Source organism: Melioribacter sp. Ez-97, from assembly GCF_051488665.1.
Lineage (GTDB): Bacteria > Bacteroidota > Ignavibacteria > Ignavibacteriales > Melioribacteraceae > Melioribacter.
The window spans coordinates 267,346-290,598 of record NZ_JBPSEG010000001.1 but is presented as its reverse complement, the minus strand read 5'-3'; the positions used below and the strand labels follow the sequence as shown (position 1 = coordinate 290,598).

Annotated in this window: 19 protein-coding genes; 15 read left to right on the top strand and 4 right to left on the bottom strand. The window is 41.3% G+C overall.

From position 1 onward, the window contains the following. Positions 1-51 precede the first annotated feature (51 nt). The 5 genes from ACSSWA_RS01155 (at position 52) to ACSSWA_RS01135 (ending at position 5,499) form a co-directional block, all read left to right on the top strand. Positions 52-777, top strand: a complete 726-nt coding sequence (locus ACSSWA_RS01155; protein WP_437354767.1) for a response regulator transcription factor — start codon at positions 52-54, stop codon at positions 775-777. After that, positions 770-2,245, top strand: coding sequence for an ATP-binding protein (locus ACSSWA_RS01150; RefSeq protein WP_437354766.1), 1,476 nt, complete (start codon positions 770-772; stop codon positions 2,243-2,245). Before ACSSWA_RS01155 ends, ACSSWA_RS01150 begins: the two co-directional genes overlap by 8 nt. Before the next feature lie 91 nt (positions 2,246-2,336). Continuing rightward, positions 2,337-3,677: a spondin domain-containing protein gene (locus ACSSWA_RS01145; protein WP_437354765.1), complete on the top strand. Its 1,341-nt coding sequence runs from the start codon at positions 2,337-2,339 to the stop codon at positions 3,675-3,677. Between the two features lie 59 nt (positions 3,678-3,736). After that, positions 3,737-4,789 carry a peptide-methionine (R)-S-oxide reductase MsrB gene (msrB, locus tag ACSSWA_RS01140; RefSeq protein ID WP_437354764.1) on the top strand — a complete coding sequence of 351 codons (1,053 nt, stop codon included), beginning with the start codon at positions 3,737-3,739 and terminating at the stop codon, positions 4,787-4,789. A gap of 11 nt (positions 4,790-4,800) precedes the next feature. After that, complete coding sequence (locus ACSSWA_RS01135) at positions 4,801-5,499, top strand: pirin family protein (RefSeq protein ID WP_437354763.1); 699 nt, start codon at positions 4,801-4,803, stop codon at positions 5,497-5,499. Here ACSSWA_RS01135 and hydF read toward each other — a convergent pair. From hydF to ACSSWA_RS01120, 3 genes are all read right to left on the bottom strand, one after another. Continuing rightward, positions 5,491-6,720: a [FeFe] hydrogenase H-cluster maturation GTPase HydF gene (gene hydF / locus ACSSWA_RS01130; RefSeq protein ID WP_437354762.1), complete on the bottom strand. Its 1,230-nt coding sequence runs from the start codon at positions 6,718-6,720 to the stop codon at positions 5,491-5,493. The genes ACSSWA_RS01135 and hydF overlap by 9 nt on opposite strands. Next, on the bottom strand, positions 6,713-8,122 hold the full coding sequence (locus ACSSWA_RS01125; protein ID WP_437354761.1) for an aspartate ammonia-lyase: 1,410 nt from the start codon (positions 8,120-8,122) through the stop codon (positions 6,713-6,715). Before ACSSWA_RS01125 ends, hydF begins: the two co-directional genes overlap by 8 nt. Positions 8,123-8,237: 115 nt before the next feature. Further along, a complete protein-coding gene (locus ACSSWA_RS01120; RefSeq protein ID WP_437354760.1) occupies positions 8,238-10,232 on the bottom strand; it encodes a T9SS type A sorting domain-containing protein in 1,995 nt (664 codons plus the stop codon). A 232-nt stretch (positions 10,233-10,464) separates the two neighbouring features. Here ACSSWA_RS01120 and cysS point away from each other — a divergent pair, with 232 nt between their 5' ends. The 5 genes from cysS to rsgA all read left to right on the top strand — a co-directional run bounded on the left by cysS (position 10,465) and on the right by rsgA (position 16,297). Further along, on the top strand, positions 10,465-11,874 hold the full coding sequence (cysS, locus tag ACSSWA_RS01115) for a cysteine--tRNA ligase (protein ID WP_437354759.1): 1,410 nt from the start codon (positions 10,465-10,467) through the stop codon (positions 11,872-11,874). Positions 11,875-11,935: 61 nt separating this feature from the next. Beyond that, complete coding sequence (locus ACSSWA_RS01110; RefSeq protein ID WP_437354758.1) at positions 11,936-12,703, top strand: hypothetical protein; 768 nt, start codon at positions 11,936-11,938, stop codon at positions 12,701-12,703. 128 nt (positions 12,704-12,831) lie between these two features. Then, positions 12,832-13,755: a hypothetical protein gene (locus ACSSWA_RS01105; RefSeq protein WP_437354757.1), complete on the top strand. Its 924-nt coding sequence runs from the start codon at positions 12,832-12,834 to the stop codon at positions 13,753-13,755. A 31-nt stretch (positions 13,756-13,786) separates the two neighbouring features. Then, complete coding sequence (locus tag ACSSWA_RS01100; protein ID WP_437354756.1) at positions 13,787-15,235, top strand: OmpP1/FadL family transporter; 1,449 nt, start codon at positions 13,787-13,789, stop codon at positions 15,233-15,235. A gap of 150 nt (positions 15,236-15,385) precedes the next feature. Further along, on the top strand, positions 15,386-16,297 hold the full coding sequence (rsgA, locus tag ACSSWA_RS01095; RefSeq protein ID WP_437354755.1) for a ribosome small subunit-dependent GTPase A: 912 nt from the start codon (positions 15,386-15,388) through the stop codon (positions 16,295-16,297). On the opposite strand, the gene ACSSWA_RS01090 is transcribed toward rsgA, so the two are convergent. Continuing rightward, complete coding sequence (locus ACSSWA_RS01090) at positions 16,286-17,191, bottom strand: ATP-grasp domain-containing protein (RefSeq protein ID WP_437354754.1); 906 nt, start codon at positions 17,189-17,191, stop codon at positions 16,286-16,288. The genes rsgA and ACSSWA_RS01090 overlap by 12 nt on opposite strands. Positions 17,192-17,298: 107 nt before the next feature. Between ACSSWA_RS01090 and ACSSWA_RS01085 the strand changes: the two genes are divergently transcribed. Genes ACSSWA_RS01085 through ACSSWA_RS01065 form a run of 5 tightly spaced genes read left to right on the top strand, consistent with a single transcriptional unit; the run spans position 17,299 to position 23,239 of the window. After that, on the top strand, positions 17,299-19,083 hold the full coding sequence (locus ACSSWA_RS01085) for a tetratricopeptide repeat protein (RefSeq protein ID WP_437354753.1): 1,785 nt from the start codon (positions 17,299-17,301) through the stop codon (positions 19,081-19,083). After that, on the top strand, positions 19,080-19,859 hold the full coding sequence (locus ACSSWA_RS01080) for a DUF4292 domain-containing protein (protein WP_437354752.1): 780 nt from the start codon (positions 19,080-19,082) through the stop codon (positions 19,857-19,859). Before ACSSWA_RS01085 ends, ACSSWA_RS01080 begins: the two co-directional genes overlap by 4 nt. Beyond that, positions 19,856-21,064 carry a murein hydrolase activator EnvC family protein gene (locus ACSSWA_RS01075; protein ID WP_437354751.1) on the top strand — a complete coding sequence of 403 codons (1,209 nt, stop codon included), beginning with the start codon at positions 19,856-19,858 and terminating at the stop codon, positions 21,062-21,064. The genes ACSSWA_RS01080 and ACSSWA_RS01075 overlap by 4 nt, the downstream gene beginning before the upstream one ends. 46 nt (positions 21,065-21,110) lie before the next feature. Then, positions 21,111-22,181 (top strand): glycosyltransferase family 4 protein, encoded by a 1,071-nt coding sequence (locus tag ACSSWA_RS01070; protein ID WP_437354750.1) that lies wholly within the window; start codon positions 21,111-21,113, stop codon positions 22,179-22,181. Then, positions 22,178-23,239: a glycosyltransferase family 4 protein gene (locus tag ACSSWA_RS01065; RefSeq protein WP_437354749.1), complete on the top strand. Its 1,062-nt coding sequence runs from the start codon at positions 22,178-22,180 to the stop codon at positions 23,237-23,239. Before ACSSWA_RS01070 ends, ACSSWA_RS01065 begins: the two co-directional genes overlap by 4 nt. The last annotated feature ends 14 nt before the right edge of the window (positions 23,240-23,253 follow it).

Sequence of the window (23,253 nt, the reverse complement as noted above, 5' to 3'; positions counted from 1 at the left end):
GATGAATTTATTTATCGGGCAAACTAAATTGCATTTAAAAACAAATTCCAAATGGAAAATCTAAAAGTATTGCTCATTGAAGACGACCCCAACATTGCGGAATTGATCGATATCCATCTGAAAGACCTCGGTTATGAACTTGAGCATGAAACAAACGGAAATAGCGGATTAAAGAAAGCGTTGAATGGGCTCTACTCTTTAATAATCCTTGATTTAATGCTTCCGGGTAAGGACGGTATTGAAATTTGTAAAGAATTGAGAAAATATAATAAAGAAGTGCCGGTGCTGATGCTGACCGCAAAATCCGAAGAGATCGACAAAGTGATCGGTTTCAATACCGGCGCGGACGACTATCTGACCAAGCCGTTCAGCATTGCCGAATTAATCGCCAGAATTAAAGCGCTCTTTCGTAGAATTGAAATCGATAAGCATAGCGGAAAGGATGTTCAAGAAAAGAAAATATTACAATACGGAAAATTATTAATCGACCTTGAAAACCGGAGAGTAACTATCGACGGCGCCAAAGTTGACCTTACAGTCAAAGAATACGAACTGCTCGTTTTGTTTGCAGGCAAACCGGGCAGAAGCTTCAGCAGAATGGAATTGCTAAACTTAATTTGGGGCTATCAATTCTCGGGGTACGAGCACACGGTTAATTCCCATATTAATCGTTTGAGGAATAAAATTGAAAAAGACCCGGCAAATCCTCAATACATAAAAACTGTATGGGGAATAGGTTATCGGTTTGCCGAGCCTGAGGAACTCGAAAATGATTAAACTGCTAAGATCTTTTTATGTTAAGTTATCGGCGGTATTTTTAATATTACTGCTTGCGCTGGGAATAACGCAAATATATCTTATATTAAAATCCGCAACCGACCTGCGCTACGAAATCGATCAAAAGCTAAATTTGAACCTCGCGCGGGATTTTGCCAACGAGTTAAAACCTTTACTTGAAGACGAACCCGATTTTAATGAAATAGGGCATCGCATTCATTATATGATGGTTATCAATCCTAAAATCGAAATTTATATCGCCGACGAGCAAGGCAAAATTCTGGCTTTTTTTGCCGAACCCGGGAAAAAAATAGTTTCCGATTATATTGACGTAGAGCCCGTAAAAGATTTTATAAAAGGGGAATTTAACCTGCCTCTTCTGGGATTCGATCCGCGTAATCCCGAAGTAAATAAACCCTTTTCCGCCGCTTCTATCCGCTTGGGTAAAGAAAAGAAAGGTTATCTTTACATTATTCTCGGAGGCGAAGAATACGACTCGGCGGAAGAAATGTTAAAGGATGATTATCTGTTGAGTACAATCGTGCAAGCGCTTTTGTTTTCGCTGGCAGGAACCGGCATCGCAGGTTTAATCCTTTTCTTTTTTATGACAAAGAGAATACACGGCATTGCCGATACGGTTAAACAATTTACGAACGGAAATTTCAAAACCAGAATCAACGAAAAGCATAACGACGAAATCGGCGAACTTGCCGCTTCGTTCAATAATCTGGCTGATACGATTGTTGAATACACCGAAGAGTTGAAAAAGAAGGATTCGTTACGCAGGGAATTAATCGCAAATATATCGCACGATTTAAGAACGCCGCTGGCTTCAATTCAAGGTTACCTGGAAACTATTTTTATAAAGGAAAGCAAAGGCTCTCTCTCTGATAATGAAAGAAACAAATTTTTGCAGATAATAAACAAAAATGCTGAATTGCTTAATAAAATGGTATACGATTTATTTGAGCTTTCGAAGCTCGAAGCCCGGCAAGTGGAACAGAAACCCGAACGATTTTCGATGGCGGAATTGATTAACGATATAACTCTCAAATTTAAGGACAGAGCCGTTAAAAAAGGCATTGAACTTAAGTTTGATATTAATGCCGATAAAACAATTGTTCACGCGGATATAGCGTTAATGGAACGGGCTATTTCCAATCTGGTCGAAAATGCTCTGGAACATACCCAAACTAACGGAAGCGTTACGATTAATTTATTTAATGAAAACGACATGCTCAGAATTGAAGTATGCGATACGGGAAGCGGTATTCCGGAAGAAGAACTGCCTTTTATATTCGACCGTTTTTACAAAAATCATAACAATCGAAAAGGAAAAGTAGGCGCCGGTCTGGGGCTTGCTATCGCTTTCCAGATTATTAATCTCCACAAATCGACGTTGAAAGTGAAAAGCAAATTGAATCGCGGCTCTACTTTTTATTTTGACCTGCCTCTAGCGAATAACTGATATTAATCATTCTTTATTCTTTCGTGATAGTTTCGTGAACTTCATACTGTAATTTTACTCCCGACATCATTAATAAAAAGGAGTAATAAAAATGACCAAGAAACTATCATTATTAATATTAATCGCATTGACAGCTTTGCTTGCCGCGGCTTGCGACAGCAATTCCACTGAAACATTGGAAAGAAAAATGTTTAAAGTGAGAATCGAAAATATCGCTAAAGAGTATAAATTCGTCGACAGCGGAGTTTTTAATACGCCGGTAAATTCATCTTCGCCTGCGCCTTTGGCTCCGGGCGGCACATATGAATTCTCGATAAAAGCTTTTCCGGGAGCCAAATTGTCGTTTGCAACGATGTTTGTGCATTCGAATGATTTGTTCTATGCGCCGGACGGAAACGGCATAAGTTTGTATGATAATAACGGCATGCCTGTTTCGGGCGATATTACAAGCCAGATTAAATTATGGGACGCCGGGACTGAGATTAATCAGGAGCCGGGACTCGGAGCCGATCAGGCGCCTCATCAATCGGGAGCTAATACCGGTGCTGCCGACCCTAATGCAAATGTGCGATTGGCGGAAGACGAATTTTCAAATTTACCTTCAGTAAATGAAGTACTGAAAGTTACAATCGAACCGACTTCCGCAAACAGTTTTAAGGTAAAAATAGAGAATGTTTCTTCGGAGCATGCAATTCATACCTCGGACGGAAATGCATTGGCGGCATTGATTGCGCCGGGTGTCTGGGTAGTCCATTCCGGCAATAATCCGTTGTTCGAAGAAAATATGCCCGATTTCGGAGAAGGATTGGAAGCGCTGGCTGAAGACGGGAATCCCTCCGTGCTATATGAAAATCTCAAAGATGAAACAGGCATTACGCATTTGTTCGCTCCCGGAGTTTTTGTTTTACATACAATCTCGTCGCCTGTATTTAGAGCCGGACAGCCTGACAGGGGCGAAGGATTGGAAGCGCTTGCCGAAGACGGCGACCCCTCGCTTCTGGCGGGTAATTTGAACGGTAAAGATGGAATATCGTTAGTGGGTGTGTTTAATATGCCTGCAGGAAGCTCAGCTCCCGCTCCTCTTGCGCCCGGCGAAGTTTACGAGTTTGAATTTGACGCCAACGAAAAAGATTATCTTACGTTTGCAAGTATGCTCGTCCAAACGAACGACCTTTTTATCGCTCCTTCGGACGCGGGGATTAAATTGTTCGAAAGTTCCGATCCGTTAAGCGGAGATATAACGGATTTAATTATGCTCTGGGATGCCGGAACGGAAGTAAACGAAGAGCCCGGTTTCGGAATCAATCAGGCGCCGCGCCAATCCGCCGCCAACATGGGCGCGGCTGAAAACGGCGCAGTAAGAATAGTCAATGACGGATACGTTTATCCGAACCTTTCGGATATTGTGCGCGTTACAATAGAAAGTAATTAAATAATTGGAAACAAGCGCTCCGGCTTTTGTCCGGGGCGCTGATATAAAAGAGGTAAATTATGTTGAAATTGTTTGGAATTTTCGGACTGGTATCGTTGTTATTGACTTTAATGGCAACAAACAGCGAAGAAACTAAAATGAATGATAATACGGAAACGGCTATTTTTGCCGGAGGTTGCTTCTGGTGTATCGAAGCGGCTTTCGAAAATTATGAAGGCGTAATCGAAGCGGTTTCCGGCTATACCGGCGGAAGCGTTGATAACCCTACATACGAAGAAGTTTCAACCGGACGCACCGGGCATTACGAAGCAGTGAAAATAGTCTTTGATCCCGAAAAAGTATCGTACAGCGAGCTTCTCAATCATTTCTGGCTTCAAATTGATCCGACGGATGATTACGGCGCTTTTGTGGACAAAGGTTCGCAATACAGATCGGCAATTTTTTATACAAACACAGACCAAAAATATATAGCTCATTTTTCAAAAGAAAAATTCGAAGCTTCCGGAATTTTCGACGCTCCGATTGTAACCAAAATTTTGCCCGCTAAGAAATTTTATCCTGCTGAAGATTATCATCAGGATTACTTTATTAAGAGTTCCATGAATTATAAAAGATACAAAAATCACTCCGGCAGAAATGAATTTCTCGAGCGTATCTGGGCTACGCGTATGAACAACGACCAAAAATATATCGAAAGGATGAATAAATCCGATCTGTCGCCCATGCAGTATAAAGTAACGCAGCAATGCAGTACCGAACCACCGTTCCAAAATGAATATTGGAACAATAAAGAAAAAGGAATTTATGTCGACGTGGTAAGCGGCGAACCTCTTTTTATTTCTGCGGATAAGTATGATTCGGGAACCGGATGGCCCAGCTTTACAAAACCTTTAGAGCCGCAAAACATTCTGGAATTTGTTGATGATTCTTTCGGAATGACAAGAATCGAACTCAAGAGCCGTATTGCAAAGAGTCATCTCGGTCATGTGTTTCCCGACGGACCAAAACCGACCGGTTTGAGGTACTGCATAAATTCAGCGTCTCTGAGATTCATACCATTAGAAAAATTGAAAGAAGAAGGATACGAAAACTATATCGAGTATTTTAAATAATAAGGAAAGTTATGCTAAAAATAAGAAAGTCCCATGAAAGGGGAGTAACAAGGCTTGATTGGCTCGTCAGTTATCATACGTTTTCATTCGGCGGTTACTTTGACCCGGACAATACGAATTTCGGCGACTTGCGCGTAATTAATGAAGACCTCGTAATGCCTTCAGCCGGATTTCCGACGCACCCTCACAATGATATGGAAATAATTACGATTGTTTATGAAGGGGCGCTGGAGCATCGCGACAGTATGGGCAACGGCTCAGTCATTAGTGCTAATGACGTTCAGATAATGAGCGCTGGGAGCGGAGTTATGCACAGCGAATTCAATCATTCAAAAGAAAAGCCCGTAAGGTTGCTGCAAATATGGATCTTCCCGAAGCAAAAGGGGATAACTCCGCGTTATGACGAAAGGAATTTCCCTGAAGAAGACAGAATCAACCGGTTACAACTTCTGGTTTCTCCTTCGGAAGACGACGGCGCTCTTTTTATTAACCAGGATGTTAAACTGTACCGTTCGTACTTAAAAGAAAACAATAATATAGATTTTAACATAGCGCCCGGAAGGAAAGTCTGGCTGCAATTGATTTCGGGCAGTTTGAAAATAAATGAATCTTTAATTAGCGACGGCGACGGGCTGGCAGTTGAAAACGAAAGCTTATTAAAAATTAGTTCGCTGGCCGATTCGGATTTTATACTTTTCGATCTACGATAAACGCGAGATTTTTTCCCACTCGGCTATAGCTTCCGGGAATGGCTCAAGCGCCCGCGGTACGGCTCCGTGCATATACGAAATTGCAACTCCGTAATTTACAATCGGCACGCCCGTATATTTTGCTTGCTTTATACGGGTTTGCATCATCTTCCTTGTAAGAGTGCATCCTCCGCAATGGATTATCAGTTTATAATCTCCCAGATTATCCGGGAAATCGTGTCCGCTGACGATATCTATTTCGAGGTTTTTTTTCGTATGAAGTCTAAGCCACCTCGGAATTTTTACCCTGCCGATATCGTCTTCCTGCGCATGGTGCGTACAGGCTTCGGCGATTAATATTTTGTCGCCGTTTTTAAGTTCTTCGATTCTTCGAAGACCTTTTACGTATTCGGTCAGGTCGCCTTTGTATCTTGCCATCAGAATCGAAAAAGTAGTCAATGGAATTTCGTCGGGCACGTCGGCTACAACGCGCATAATTGCCTGGCTGTCGGTTACAACCAGCTTCGGATGTCTGTTCAAACCGGCAAGAGCGGCGCGTAATTCCTTGTCTTTGGCGACTACAACAATCGCGTCCTCGTCGAGCGATTCCCTTATTGTCTGCACCTGCGGCATTATCAATCTTCCTTTCGGCGCTCCCAGATCAATAGGGACTACAAGAACAATAATATCGTGTTGTTTTATTAAATCGCCTACGAGCGGTATTTCATCTTTCCCCGGTATCTCCCTCGCAAGTTTTTCTTTCAGCTCATAAATGCCTTCGTCTTTCAGACACGAGACGGTATGGAATTTTATCTTTAAGTTGTTGAGTTCTTCAATTAACTCGTAATTTACGCCGAGGTCGGATTTGTTGATTACTACGGCGTATGGAATTTCGAATTTATCAAAGCGCTCAATTAAATTTCTTTCGTATTCGGAAAGCTTTTTCTGCGAGTCGAGGACAAGTACGGCATAATCAGCCTCGGAAATAATTTTAATTGTTTTGGAAATCCTTTTTTCTCCCAGCTCGCCGATGTCGTCGATACCAGCCGTGTCGATTAATACCACGGGACCGAACGGCAGCAATTCCATGGCTTTTCGCACCGGATCTGTGGTTGTGCCGGGAATTTCGCTTACTATAACGAGATCCTGTCCTACGAATCTGTTCATCAATGAAGACTTGCCTGCGTTGCGTCTGCCTACGAAGGCTATATGAATCCTCTCCGAGTACGGCGTTTTACTCAATGTTCAGCCCCAGGTCTTTCGATATAATTTCATAAATTTGATCTTCGCTCAGCAGCTTGCTTTTCATCAATGCTTTTACAAAAGGAATATTGTTGTTGTAAGCGTATTTAACCAGTTCCTGAATAGTATCGTATCCAAAAGTGGAAATAAGCGAAGCGGCAACTGCCGAGCTGTTGATTAAATTCAGTTTGCATCTTTCTTCGTTAGCGGTGATTCCATCGATACAATTTTTTACGAGATTCCGGTTCGATTCTCTCAACAATTCGAGAGATTTCAGAAAAAGATGAGCGAGAAGGGGACCAAAGGGATTCAATTCCAGATTGCCTCCGCCTGCAATATTAGAGATAACAACATCGTGTCCTTTTACAAGTTCGCAAATTTGAATGGCGCTTTCGAGAATAACCGGATTTACTTTGCCCGGCATAATGCTCGACCCGGCTTGTTTAGGCGGCAAATTGATTTCCCCGATACCTCCGTTCGGACCGCTCGACATGAATCTAAGATCGTTGCATATTTTTATTATGCTTACTGCGCCGGCTTTTACAATGCCGTGCACTTCCACGAACACATCCATATTTTGCGTGGCGTCTATTAAATCCTCGCTTTTTGCCACGGGGAGTTTGGTGATTTTTTTGAGTATTGAATTAACATTAAGAACGTATTCTCGCGTTGTGGATACTGAATTGCCTACGGCGGTTCCTCCAAGGTTCACAGAGCGAAGCCGTTCTTCGGCGTTGTAAAGCCGCCAACGGTCTCTTGCAATTGCCTGAGCGTATGCGCCGAACTCCTGTCCCAATGTAATGGGCACCGCATCCTGAAATTGAGTGCGTCCGAGTTTAAGTATGTTTTTGAATTCTTCTTCTTTTTTTTGCAGACTGTTTTGCAGAAGCGCGAACGATTCCTGCAATTCCCTCAAGAGCGTAATCGATGCAATTTTAAGCGCCGTCGGGAATGTATCGTTAGTGGATTGGCTCATATTCACGTCGTCTATCGGATGAATATAATCGTAGTCGCCGTAATCTCTGCCTGCAATTTCGAGCGCCGTATTCGCAATCACTTCGTTAACGTTCATATTTAACGAAGTGCCCGCTCCCCCCTGATAAGGATCGACTATAATTTTTTCGTAAATGCTCGACATGTCGCCTTTGATGCAAGAATCGGTTTCGTGTATCAGTTCCTCGATTGCTTCGGAAATCGGGTCGTATTTTTCCTTAAGAAGAAGCCCGCATTTATAATTGGTTTCGGCAGCCGCCAGTTTAACCTGAAAGAAGGCTTTTATTAAATGAAGATTAACTTTCTCGCCGCTCTTTGGAAAATTATTAAAACTTCTCAATGTATGGATGCCGTAAAGCGCATCGGACGGGACTTCCATCTGTCCCAAAGAATCTTTTTCTATTCTCATAATAAATCGTAAAATTATTTCTCACAAAAATAGTAAAGAAGGGGGAGATAACATAGGAACAGACGGGTTATAAAAAAAACGGCGGTTATATTTCAAACCGCCGTTTCGTGGAATTTTATTTTACGAGTAACATCTTGTTAACCTGAACAAAGTCGCCTGCTTCGATTCTGTAGAGATAGATGCCCGAAGCCAGGTTGGAGCCGTTAAACGCAATAATGTGCGTTCCGGCTGAAAGTTGGTTGTTAACGAGTGTTTGAACTTCTTTGCCCAATACATCGTAAACAGTAAGTTTAACGTGCGACGCTTTCGGCAGAGAGAATTTAATGTTAGTTGTCGGGTTGAACGGATTCGGATAGTTCTGATAGAGTGCGTAATTTGTCGGAACTTCTTTCGATTCTTCAACGCTGACAACGCCGCCGAGAGCTTTGATTGTGCCTTTCAGGAGCGTAACGGTAAATTTCGGATTGTGAATGCCGTAGCTACCGTCGTAATAAATCACTCTCATATTGTATGCAGCCTGGATCTGTGCTTTTGTCCACGTAGTATCGGGGTCTGCATGAGGATCGGGATTCGGTAAAAGGGAGCCCAAATAGTCGAGCAATCCGTGAACTTCGTCCTGCAATCCTTCGACGACTCCGTCGCCGTCATGGTCGCCGCTGCCGTTCAGGAAGAAGCGAACGTCTTCAAAGCTGGCGCCCAACGAATATCCGTGGCACTTAGCGCAGGCTTTCATGTTGTCAACTCCGGTCGGAGTACTCATCGAGAACGTATGTTTACCGACCAATTGAGCGTGACCGCTTGCGTCGGTTTCGCCTTCAGCCATGTGGCAGTCGACGCATCCGTTTTCTGTAACACCGAGGTGATTTGTGCTTGCAAGCGTAAAGAGAGTATCTCCAAAAGTTACAACGTTGGCGGCATTAAGAACATCTGCGGCAGTTGAATAGTGAGGTCCGTAATGTCTGCCTGGTGTTTCCGTGTAGCTGCTGTTTGCAACTCTGCGGCTTTGATGACAATTCATACAAAGTTTGCCGAGTCCGCCTTGTTCAATGACGGTGCCGTCTGCAAGAGAAGCGTTAACGGTTCTAACCTGATGCATATTGGTTGCATCGTGAGGATCGTGGCAGCCTGCGCATGTAATCGGTTGGTAAGATGGATCGAAGTAAGGATCATTAGTTGCAATGCCTTTAACAAACTGAGCGAAACCTTTTGCCGTATGGCAGCGTACGCAGCTTTCGCGTCCTGGACCGGTAGGATAGCTTGTAGCTTCTGCGTGTCTCGAGACGTCCCATTGTTCGGGATATACGTGATAATGTCCGTCGTCATGGCACAGTGCGCAATTGTCGGTCGAGTAACTAACAACAATGCGCGAATCTTTTGTCGAGCCGAAGTGCCCGCTTGCCGGACCGTGGCAGCTTTCGCATTGAATATTTGCTCTTTTCATTGCGTCGGGATATTGGTCTACCAGCGTCTGATATGTGCCTTCCGTCAATGTCTCGGGAAATACGAATTCGAAATCGTCAAAACCGTCGTTCTCGGCGTTAACGTCGTAACCTGTCGTATGACACGAAATACAATTTGCGTTGTAATGGTCGCTGAGAGTGCCTTCGACGCCGCGGAAGAGCATCGAAGCGTGTCCGGTGCCTTCCCATTTTTCGACTACCGACGGGTGGCATGTCTGGCAGGTTACATTTTCAACTTCGTTATAAACGCCGATGTATTTTGCGGCGTTAATTACGATTGACGCCGTATAAGGACCATCGGAAACCTGTACTACATATTTACCTGGTTTGTCGGGAGTAAATACAATAATTTGCGAAGAAGTGTCTACGTCGAGAACTCCGCCGAATTCAGGGTTTGAACCCGGAGCGCGTTCTGTTGTACTCCATTGCGGGTCGTTAAGACGACCGCCTGCGAGCGTAGCTTTAAGGTACATTTTTGTACCAACGCCTACGTTTGTCAAGCCGTTATAAGCGGAAGTGAATATGTCATTCTCGCTCAATCCGGCCTCGCGGGGCGATACTCCATAGGTAGTGATCTGCATGGTTTGCGCAGATACTAATCCCGTAACGACAAATAGGAGCAGAAATAATACGGTAACTTTTTTTTGCATATGTTCCTCCTATGGTTAGAAAGTAGTTAATTTAGATAATCGGATAAAAAAACTTTCTTTTCCGTTTTTTATAATCGGAAAATATAAAGAAAAATCAAGATGTCAAAGTCCAAAAAAATATTATGTGTATTTTTATCTTATTATCTTTTTCTTAATCAATAACCGTTCCACCTTCAAAATTGGAAAAAAGAGAATACAATTAGTATATTTTTTCCTAAAATTTGGAATACTAATGAAAATTTATAATACTTTTTCTAAAACTAAAGAAGATTTCCTCCCCCTTAATCCCCCTAATGTTACCTTCTACGTATGCGGACCTACAGTTTACGATTATTTTCATATCGGCAACGCCCGTTCTTTCGTAATGGCTGATATTGCCCGAAAATATCTCGAATTCAAAGGCTTTGTAGTAAAATTCATTATGAATATAACAGATATTGACGATAAAATCATCAAAAAATCGTTCGAAGAAAAAAAATCGACGCGTGAAATCGCCGATTTCTTTGCCGCGGCTTTCAAAGAAGATTTGGAACGGCTTTACGTAAAACCGGCGACGCTTCATCCGAGGGCGACGGAACATATCGACGATATTGTGCGTATGATCAGCCAGTTGGTCGAAAAAGGATATGCGTACGAAGTTGACGGAACCGTTTTTTACGATATCTCGAAATTCAAAGATTACGGTAAACTGAGCGGGAAAAATTTGGAAGAACTCGAAGCCGGAGCCAGAATTGAAGTCAACGAAAATAAACGGAATCCGCTCGATTTTGTGCTCTGGAAAAAAGCCAAAGAAGGCGAGCCGGCGTGGGACAGCCCCTGGGGCAAAGGCAGACCGGGATGGCATATCGAATGTTCGGCTATGAGTTGCAAACATCTTGGCGAGACTATCGACATCCACGCAGGAGGCAACGACCTGATCTTTCCGCATCATGAAAACGAAATAGCTCAAAGCGAAGCGGCTAACGGCAAAAAGTTTGTCAGATACTGGATGCATTTCGGATTCCTTAATTTTCAAAATGAAAAAATGTCGAAGTCGCTCGGAAATTTTTTTACTACGCGCGAAATTCTGGCAAATTATACTACAGAAGCTATTCGGCTTTTCTTTTCGCAGACTCATTACAGAGGACCTCTCAATTTCAGCGAAGACCTGTTATCGTCAGCCGAAAAAGGAGCCGAGAAAATCAGAAATTTCGCTCTTAGAATTAACGAAGAATTATCAAAGGATTTGCAAAAAGGGGAATATCCTGATTTCAGTATAAAATCTTTTTATGACGAGTTTACGAATGTAATGGACGACGATCTTAATACGCCTCAGGCGGTCGCCGTAATTTTTAATTTCATACGCGAAGTAAATAAAGTTCTGGACGGCGGAGCGAAAGTGAATTCAAAATTTCTAGAGGATGTCAAGAAATTCATGACGGATACGGCGCAAAACGTTTTGGGAATAATTAATTTTGAGAAACTCGCAGGCAATAAAAAAGAAGCTCTCGACGATAAATTGATTGAACTTTTGATCGAAATAAGGCAGACGCTCAAGAAAGAAAAAAATTATAAGCTAGCCGACTTGATAAGAGACAGACTAAACGAGCTTGGAATTGTTCTGCAGGATAAAAAGGAAGGAACGAGTTATATAAGAAAATAGATGTTCTTATTTAATTAAATATTTTCTAATTTTAGATTGTCAATTAACCTGCGGGAAAAAAATGAAAAAATTTATCGTCCTTTTTACGTTTTTATTCAGCGGCGCGCTTTTTTCACAAGGAACTTCGGGCACGGCAGCCAAGCACGAATACAGAAATTTAATTGATCTGCCGAGCGCGGGAATCCTCGAAAAAGGTTTCGCGGGAATTTCGTTCGATATCATGCCTTACGGCGTAGTTATTTCCAAACTTGAAGTCGGAGTCTTCGATAATTTCAGTTTCGGAATTTCTTACGGGGGTTCGAATATTATCGGAGCCGGAAAAGTCGACTGGTATTCGCTTCCCGCAGTAAACGTTCGGCTCCGGCTGGTCGACGAAACCGAGAATATGCCCGCTATTACAATAGGTTTCGATTCGCAGGGAAAAGGTTTATACAATAAATCATTGGAACGATATCAGATCAAATCCCCCGGATTCTTTGCCGCCGTATCGAAAAACTATCAGTTCATGGGATATCTTAGCGTTCACGGTATTGTCAACTATTCTTTGGAAAGGGAAGATGACGATAAAGACCTGAATCTGGGCTTCGGAATCGAAAAAACATTGGGCGCCAATTTCTCGTTGATAGGAGAATACGATTTTGCTATTAACGACAACACCGGCAATTCATTGGGCGACGGAACCGGATATCTGAATATGGGAGTACGCTGGTCTGTTGACGGCGGGCTGACGATAGGCGTAAATTTGAGAGATTTGCTCGATAACAAAAAATTTACAAGCAGTAAAGCCGACAGGGGAATCTACGTAGAATTTATTAAGTCGCTCTTTTAGTGTATTTTTTTTAGTACGACCAGTCTATTTAAATAAACAGACATTCCAGCCTGTCATTAATTATTCCGTTTATTTTAAACTTTTTGAGGCATAAATTTTGTCAAATCAATAGAAAAAGAGGTGAGGTTATGAAACGATATTTAATGATACTGATACTGGCAGTCAGTTTCACCGGTTGCTACACACAATTGGCTCTTCGTGAAACTTACCGGGAATACGATAACGAAGAAGATTATGTTTACGAGCGGGAAGATACTCTTTATGACGATTATGCTTATGACGAAGAACCTGCCATAGTCAATAATTATTATATAGACGGCGGATGGTACCCGAATTACAGAAGATATTTCTGGGGCTATTATCCAGGCTGGAGCGTTACTTTAGGTTTTTATTATGATCCGTGGTGGGACTGGTACTACTATTCGTCATATCCGTGGTGGTACTACCCGTATCCTCATAATTACTGGGCATACGGAGGTTACTGGAATTATCCGTATTACTGGAATTACTACGATTACTGGCACGGAGGAGGAAGTTATTACAAACACAGAAATACTTATACGCATTTGAGGGACAATACCGGCGAGCGTAATCCGATTACCAGAACGCGAACGCGGGATTATTTGAGAGACAGAACCAAAGTAATTACTAATAACGGGAATAACAGTCCCAGGGATGTTGATTTGAGCCGTTCGAAAGTTACAAGAAGCGGCGCAAATTCCTCATTAAATAAAGACGGCAACAGAAGCGTTGATTCGAACCGCGATAGGAAAACCCGCAACGAAACATATAGAAGACCTTCAAATAAAAGCGGCGACGCAAAACGGAGTCGTACTCCTTCCAGAAGGAGCGGAAGTTCGAGCAGTTCAAAAAAGGGAAGCAGTTCGAGTTATTCGCCTCCGCCCTCATATTCACCTCCGGCAAGCACGGGCGGATCGTCGCGTTCGTACAGTCCCCCTTCTAATTCAGGCGGCAGCTCAAGAGGCACGGGTTCCGGAAGCAGCGGCTCTTCTTCGAGGTCGAGCGGCGGCAGCAGCAGAAGAGGAAGATAATCTTTAATATAGTTCTCAATTCGGAGGAAATATGTCTAAAAAATTTTTCAAGGCGGTTGTCGTAATCTTATTTACATGCGGAATAAGCGTGGCGCAGAACTATAACGACGCTCTCAGATTATCGGAAGCCGATATAATCAGCGGTGCTCGAGCCCTTTCGATGGGCAACGCTTATACTGCTTTGAGCAATGATTTCTCGGCTGCATTATTTAATCCTGCGGGATTTGCGCTGGTGAAGAAAAGCCAATTTAACGGTTCGTTGAATTATAACCTGTTCGACAATAAATCCGATTTCTTCAATAATAGCGATTCGTATTCAAACGGCTCAACGAGATTGAATCAGTTTGGAGTCGTTTTCCCTTTCCCAACTTATCGCGGCAGTTTTGTGCTGGCTCTCGGGTATAATCAGTTTAAGGATTATAATTATACAGTCCGGTTCGACGGTTATAATTCCGGCAATAATTCCATGATACAGGATCTGACAAATTACAATGACGATATTGCATATCTGCTGGGACTCAGCTATCCGGTTTTTGACAGCGGCGATAATTATCTCTACGATGAAACGCGCGTCAACGGCGGATTGAATCAAAGCGGCAAGATTTTACAGGAAGGCAAACTGCATAATTGGTCGCTCTCCGCCGCTCTCGAAATTCAAAAAGATTTGTTCCTCGGAATTACGCTCAACATAGTCGGCGGCGATTTCCGGAGAGACAGACAATACTGGGAAGAGGATTTGCAAGACAATTACCCGGCAGGATTTTTGCTCGATCCCGCCGAACCGGCAACCAGCGATTTTCAAACTTTTTATCTGAATGACATTATCAAATGGGACATTTCCGCCTGGAACTTGAATCTCGGATTGCTCAGCAAAGTCAATCAAAATCTTACGATGGGATTTGTAATTAAAACGCCGAGAAAATATACTATCAAGGAATCGTATTTTGTCGACGCTTACAGCGATTTTGGCAGCGGCACAAGTTTTTATCTCGACCCGCCAATCGAAAACAGGCTTGAATACGAAATTACAACTCCGTATGAATTTTCCGCCGGAGCCGCTTATAACAATCACGGTTTAACGCTGTCTGCCGACGTAAAATTAATCGATTATTCGCAGATTGAATTCGAGTCAGGTCTGAATCGTATCGACATCGAGAACAATAACAGAGATATCCGGGAATTTTTGGGAACGGTTTTTAATCTTAATTTCGGATTTGAATACATAGTGCCCGCTACTAACGTAGCTTTACGCGGAGGATTTATTTTAATGCCTTCGCCCTACAAGGACGACCCGTCGGATTACGACAAAAAATATGTTACTCTCGGACTCGGCTACGTTTCGAGAAATATATCGATCGACCTGGCTTATGCCATGGGATGGTGGAAAGATATAGGCGATAATTACGGATCGAATGTTTCCAGAATATATCAGGATATTTCACGGAATAATTTTGTCCTGGGATTAAAATATAATTTCTGAAATTACGCTTACGTTTTGTAGAGACGCCCGTTTGATCGGGCGTTTTTTATTTTAAAACGGTAATTTTTGTAAGTTTGTAAAACAGTTTAATTAATTCACGGAGGCTTTATTAAAGGAATAATCTGCAGAATCGAGAGCAAAGATTATTATGTGCTCGACGATAACGGCGGCGAAATTCGCTGCTTTCTGAGGGGAAAAATTTTAAATGAATATAAATTAAAGAAAGACAAATTGATTACTCTTGATATTGCAGCCGTAGGAGACGTTGTAGAATTTAACTTGAACGAAGACGGCACAGGCGTTATTGAAGATATTCTCGAACGGAAAAATCATATATCGAGAAAAGCTCCGAGGATGAAAGGCGCGTCCTACCGCGGCGAAAGACTCGAACAGGTTATTGCCGCCAATGTGGACAAAATGATTATCGTCAACAGTTGGGATTTGCCTAAATTCAATAATCGTCTTGTCGACCGGATGCTCGTGGTGGCTGAAAGTTCAGGCGTTGAACCTTCGATTGTTATAAATAAAATCGATCTGGACAAATCGAACGAGCGTAAAAAATTTGTCGATCTCTATCAATCAATCGGATACAAAGTTTTTGAAACAAGCGCCGTAAACAATGAAGGCATAAGCGGACTTAAAGAATTTATCAGGAATTCGGTCAGCGTTTTCTGGGGGCATTCGGGCGTGGGCAAATCGAGTATTCTGAACAAACTCTATCCCGGTTTGAATTTCAAAGTCGGCAAGGTGAGCGATTATAATCGACGCGGAAGACATACGACAGTTACGGCTGTAATGAAAAAAGTAGAGGAGAATACCTTTGTAATTGACACTCCGGGCATTCGTGAGATAGACCCTTACGGCATCAAAAAAGAAGATCTGGGGCATTTCTTTATTGAATTCGGAGAGTTCATTCAAAATTGCCGTTTCAATACATGCACTCATTATCACGAACCCGGCTGCGGCGTAATAGAAGCTTACCGGAACGGTAAAATATCGAGAGAAAGATACGAGAGTTATCTCGCTTTACTCGAAACGATCGAAGAAGATCTATTTTTTTAGGGACTTTATTTTTTTCTTCATTTCATTTATGAATTTAATGACTATCTCGTCCGGAACGCCGTCGGCGTGGTTCGATTTCAATCTGAAGTCGCACTGATCGTTTATATAATCGATTATATAGAATTTATGATTTTTCGATACGGCAATTTCCGTCGAGAAATAATCGATACGCGTATACTTGGCAAGTTTTCGCGTTATCTTAAAGAGCCGTTCCAGTTTGTATTTTTCTATTTGTTCTTTAGTAACAATATCGTAAATATGAGTCTGATCGTTCCACCATGCAGGAATTACCCTGTCGAAAGCCCAATACACACGAAACCACGCTCTGCGAGCGCCGAAAGCGACGGGCGTTATTTTTTCCTGGACTATATATTCTTCTTTCGGATTTTCTTCCCGGACTTTTTGAATTTCTTTTAATGTATAGGCGTCGATTATAACGCCTTCTCCGCCGCCGGTTTCAAGCGCGGGTTTTATTACAAAAGGTTTTCCTATCTTCTCCAGGTCGTCTTCGGTTATCTTCAGCGAGTGGTCGAAATAATACGCCGGCAGAATATACGATTTCGGGATGCTTAGATTTTTCTTGCTCAGCAAACGATGCATATATGATTTATTTGTAAATTTGTGTACGCGCTTGTGCGGATTTATTAAATAGGCGCGACGTTTTTTGAGGATTTGCGTTATCGGCTCGTAGTCGGAATCGACGTCCGATGCGCGGTCTAAATATGCATTGAAATGGAGTTCTTTGTTTTTTAGTTTTTCAATAACTTCTTCGACGTTATGGTATGATATCAGAAATGTTGTTAATTTATCTTCCTGAAATATTTTTTCGATCAATTGAACAAATTCGGTATCGTATTCCCATACATATGAAATTGCTAAGTCGTATTTTGTCATAGCGTTTTTGACGCTAAAATATGAAAAGAAATTTGACAATACAATCAACAATCTTTGTCAAAAAAATAATTTTCACGGTTATTTCTCTACTTAATTAAATTGGAAGAATGAAAAAAATAGTCATACTCTTAATGCTTCTTCTGTCGGTTTCCTGTACTACAAAAGTAGTAAAGGATTGGAACGGCGGGATTCAGTTCGATAGTTCTTCGGTTGCGTTGAGCAAATTTATTGAAGGCAATATTTACGAAATGAAAGGGAATTACGGGGACGCAATCAGTAAATATAAAGAGGCGCTTGAATATGAAAAGTCGGCTGGCATTTATTATGCAATTGCAAAAAATTCATACAGAATAAACCGTCTTGCTCCTGCGCTAACAAACGCCAAACAGGCTGTTGAGCTCGACCCCGATAATCCCGAATACCTTTTCCTTCTGGCGACGATTTATGACGTTTCGCACATGGACGATTCCTCGGCTGCGGTATACAAAAAAATTATTGAAATCGAACCGAACAATATCAACGCATATTACAACCTGGCACAGCTCTATGAAAAAAACAAACCGCTGGAAGCTATAAAGATTTATAAAAAACTCATCTCCTCGATCGGGCCCGAATGGCATATCCTGGTGAGATTGACGGAATTAAACGAAAGAATCGGCAACCAAAAAGAAACGGTTGAGACTCTCGAAGAATTGTCTCGTCTGAATCCCTCGAATCTCGATTTGCAGAAATTGTTGATCGACGCATATACGAAAACGGAGCAGTACGAAAAGGCATTTAAATTGTGCGACGAGTTGCTTTTAAGTTATCCGTATGATTTCGGGCTGCTTCAGCAAAAAGGGAATATCTATATTAAGCAAAACAATTGGAAAGAAGCTGCGCGCGTTTATGAAGAAATATTCGAACGAAATAATCTGCGATTGACTGATAAACTGCAGCTCGCCACATTGTTTTATGCCGCGGCGGAAAAAGACTCGAATAATATTTATATAGCCCGTAAATTTCTTCAAAAGATAGACCGCGATACGTCCGATTGGCAGGTAAACGCATACCTTGGAGAAATCGAATTGAAGCTAGGCAACGATTCTGTAGCAATCGAATATTTTCGTAAAGCGGCAAAGCTTGCCGAGTGGAATGCACAGGTCTGGATTCGCGCCGGCGGACTGCTGTTTGATTCGCGCAAATATGACGAGACTGTTGAGTTTATGTCCGAAGCCGCCGATAAGTTCCCGAATGATTTCGTGATTAATTTAATTTACGGACTCGCTTTGTCTCAAACCAATAAACACGCCGAAGCGAAGATTTATTTAAAAAGAGCCGTCAATTTGAACCCTGACGATATAACGGCTTTATCAGCTTACGGTTATACGTTGAATCAACTTAAAGAAAATAACGAAGCTCTCGTTTATTTGAATAAAGCCCTGCTTCTTCAACCGGACAATGTCGATTTGATTGGCACGGTGGCGATGATTTATGAGTCGGAAGGAAATTATAAAATGTCCGATTCGCTCTATCAGCACGCACTCGAACTGGATTCTTCGAACGCAATTGTGCTGAACAATTATGCCTATTCGCTCGCCGAAAGAAATATCCGTTTGGACGAAGCGTTGAAAATGGCTTCGAAAGCAGTCGAAAGCGAACCGGAAAATTCATCATTCCTCGATACGATTGGATGGATCTATTTCCGTTTGGGGGATTATCGTAAAGCAAAAGAATATATTGAAAAATCATTGAGCGTCGAACCGGACAACGACACTGTTCTTGACCATCTCGGCGACGTTTATTTTATGATGGGAAATAAAACCAAAGCCATGGAATATTGGAATAAGGCTTACGATATTAACAGTAATAACAAAAAGATTAAAGAAAAAATCGAAAAAGGTGAGATTTGAAAGCTATTAAATTTCTAACGGCTTTAACGCTGGCTGCCCTACTGGCGGGCTGCGGCGCATCGAAAGAAATTTCAAACGAAAGAATACTTTCGCCGGAAAGATTGATAACCAAACTCGAAGCAAATCGACGTAAAGTTAGAACTTTTTCCGCAGCCGGCACGATCAATATTAAAAACGGAAATTCAACAATAGAAAGCAGCATCGAGGTAAATATAAAAAAGCCGGATTCCGTGAGAGTCGATGTTTACGGACCGTTCGGCATCGAACTGGCGCAAATATTAATTACGCGCGATAATTTTTTATTTTACGACGCTATTAATAAAAAGGCTTATAAAGGGAAGACCGACGAGGCGGCAATTCAAAAAGCTCTCAAAATTGACCTGCCGTTCGATATGTTGATCGACGCATTTACAGGCGGAGTCGATTTATCCGACAAATTAAGAACCGAACCGGATGACTACGTCTTTAACGAAAATTACTCGTACGTAAAATATATCGACTCGACTTCGGGAACGATTAATGAATATGAAATTAATACAAAAAATTTTACTGTGAATAAAATTAAAATAGGGAAATCGGATAAACGCAGCATCGTCGAAGCAACGTATGATAATTATAAAGAATTTGAAAATATTTCCGTACCCTTGACAGTATCGATGAAGTTTCCCGAAAATAATCAGTCGTTACAGATCAATTATAAAAAAGTGTCGATTAACGACAGCTCGTCGAATATTTTGTTTGAATTGCCTCCCGACACAAAATATGAAGAGTTGTGAAGACTTGTCTGAAAATATTTTTGTTGATACCAGCTTTTTTTTATAGTTCGGTTTACGCTCAGGCGTCGGACAGCATTAAATTTCGCAACGAGCAATTGGAAAATCTCAAAAGCGAAATTGCGAAACTGGAATGGGAATTAAACCAAAAAACGCAAAAAGAAAAAGAATCGCTCCAAGCCTTAGAAAATCTGACGCGTCAAAATACGCTGCTCCAAAAAATTATTAACAATATAGTCAAAGAAGAAAAAAATAAAGAAAGGCAAATCGCCGAACTCGAAAATGAAATCGCTTACACTGAAAATAAAATCAAATTATTGCAGGAAAAGTATTCTAAATACATTGTCTGGATTTATAAATACAGAGGCAAGTCTTATCTTAAATATTTGCTCAATACGTCGTCCCCGTCGAAAATACTTAAGCGTTACCGTTATTTCAAAAGCATAACAGAACAAAACAAGAAAGACCTCAAATCGCTGAGGGACAGCAAGAACTATCTGGTTAAATTAAAAAACAAAGTTGCAGAAGAAAAAAGAACGTTGACTTTATTGAAAGCCGAAAAAAAAGCGGAACAGGAAAATCTTGCGCGTAAGGAAACCGAAAGGAAAAAATTGATAGCCGCTTTGAAAAAAGATAAAAAACATCTGTCCGAGGAAATTGAATCGAAGCAGAAAGCTGAAATTGTAATTAAAAATATAATTGCACGGTTGATTGAAGAGGAACGGCAGAGAAGAGAATTGATGCTTAAGGAAAACGAAAAAATGCTGGACTTAAGCAAAAATTATGATTATAATAAAATGGAAAATTTCTCGCTCCTCAAAGGAAGCCTTGCTTGGCCGGTTAGGAAGGGCAAAATAGTCAGAAAGTTCGGCGAAAACCGTAACAGAAAATTAAATACTGTTACGCTTAATTACGGCGTGGATATATTGACTTCGGAAGACGCAGATATTTACGCGGTAGCCGAAGGAGTAGTTTCCGCTATCGAATGGATTCCGGGCTACGGCAGCGTTGTTATTGTTACGCACCGCGACGAATTCAGAACGGTATACGGTCATATAAAAGAAATTTACGTCGAAGAGGGGCAGCTAATAAGCGGAGGGAGCGCGATAGGAAAAGTAAACGAAAGTCTGGAAGGAAATATTCTTCATTTCGAAATATGGAACTCGCGCAATTATCAAAATCCGGAAATCTGGCTCTCTAAAAAATAATCAAATCCTGTCCGAATAATTATCCATTCACTAAAGCATCGGTAAGATGAGGGTATGCTTTATTGGCAGATATTATCACGAATATGTAACGGCTCCCGTTAAATATTCGAGAGCCCTACGCTATTATATATTTGCGGAAGGGGTCGAACATATTTTTATTACGTATTTTTTCGATTGCAGAAGCATATTAAAAAAACTCACGGGATACGAAAAGTTAGAGTCCGGAGTTATTAAATGCGGAACTTTACGTATTGCATTAAAGTTATTTGAATACAAAACCGACCTGATTCACTTTACAACCCTCGAAAGGTTTGAAATCCCCCTTTTTATTTTTGCTAAACTGAAGAACATTAAGATAGTTTCGACATTACACGGTTTATTCTTTGAAGAATCGAAAAACGATAAACCGTACGGCAGATTAAAAGATTTATTGCTGGAACGTATTGCTATAAAATTTTCCGATTTATTATTAATCTATTCTCAATATCAGGCGGAAAAACTAACAAGCAAATATAATATCAGGCGCGCCAAAATAAGATTTATTCATAACGGAGTAGAATCTGTTTCAAGTAAAGATGAGAAACAAAATTTCGCAAGCGCGTTCAGAATATTATTCTATAAAGGCTTCGGAAATAATGACAGAGGATTAAAACAACTGACGGAGATTCTTGCGGACATAAGAGGACCTCAATTGCTTCTGACAGTGTTAAGCGGCTCCGAAAGAAAAACTGTACAAAAAACGGAAAATCTGATAATTGTGTATGAGGGTTTTATTCAAGGCAAAGAAATGAATGATTTATTTAAGGAAGCGCACATCGTAATTAAAATGCCATTCTTCGAAACTTTTTCAACTTTTACGCTCGAAGCGATGTCGTACGGCGTAGTGCCTGTCGTCCCCGATTTTATCGGCGTATCGAGATTTATAACTAACGGAAAAAACGGATTGAAATATCATTCGAAGAGTCCGCCGGAGCTGCGCGAATTAATTCAAAAGATTGTCTGCGGTAATTATAATCTGAAACTGTTATCGGCAAACGCAAGGGAAACGGCTATTCAGTTTACCTGGGAAAAAGCGGCGCGTAATACAAAAGAATTTTATGAAGAGATAATCAGATGAAAGTAATGCATTTTGCCCCGTACTTTGCTTATGCCAGCGGAACGAATACCCATTTGAGGCATTTGCTTTTTGCGTTGAATAAGCATGGAATCGAAATATCTTTATTGACAAATAACCGTATGGCAATGAACGACGTTGCTCTGCAAAATATCGACGTCGATATTATCGGATTCGAAAGCGGCATAAAGAATATTTTTAATGTAACCGGTAATTTGAAAAGTCTCCGCCGTAAAATCGTTAATAACGATATCGACATTGTGCATAGTCATCACAGATACCCGGAACTTATTTCAAACATATTGAGAAAGCGATTTAAGAAAACCGTCGCTACGGTACACAGTAAAGTATTCGGATTCAGGAATATTTCGTTCAAATCGGACAGGATAATCGTGCCGTGTAAATATCTGGCTGATTATCTCATGAAAAATTTTGATGTGCCGTCCTGCAAAATTCATGTGCTGTATAATTGCATTGATCCGGAGTTGTACAAAAAATATTATCCGGTACATCATGTGAACAGAATGTCATTGAATATTAAACCGGGCGAAATAGTATTTCTCTATATGGGAATAATCGGCGGGGAAAAAGGGATTGATTATCTCTGCGAAGTATTCCGGGAGTTTAGCGGCGTAAACGAAAATGTGAAACTAATTTTAGCGGGCAATATTATTGATAAACACCTGGCGTATTATGGCTCCGACAAGCTGATTTTCGTCGGATATACGGAATATCCGGAAGAATATTATAGACTGGCGGATGTGCTCGTACATCCTTCCTATAACGAAGCGCTGCCTTATGCGCTGCTCGAAGCGGGATATTGGGGTAAAATTGTCATTGCTGCGGACGTCGGCGGGATTCCGGAAATTATTAACGACAATGAAAACGGATTTTTGTTCAAAGCCGGCAATAAAACGGAGCTGCTGAATTTATTCCGTTATGTCGCAGATAACCTGGAAAGTTGCCGGAGCGCAGGTATTTCTCTTCAAAAAGATATTAAGAAAATTACATCCTCAGACGAATACGTAAAATGTTTGTTGGAAATTTATGAATCCGGGTAAATTCTTCAGAGGAA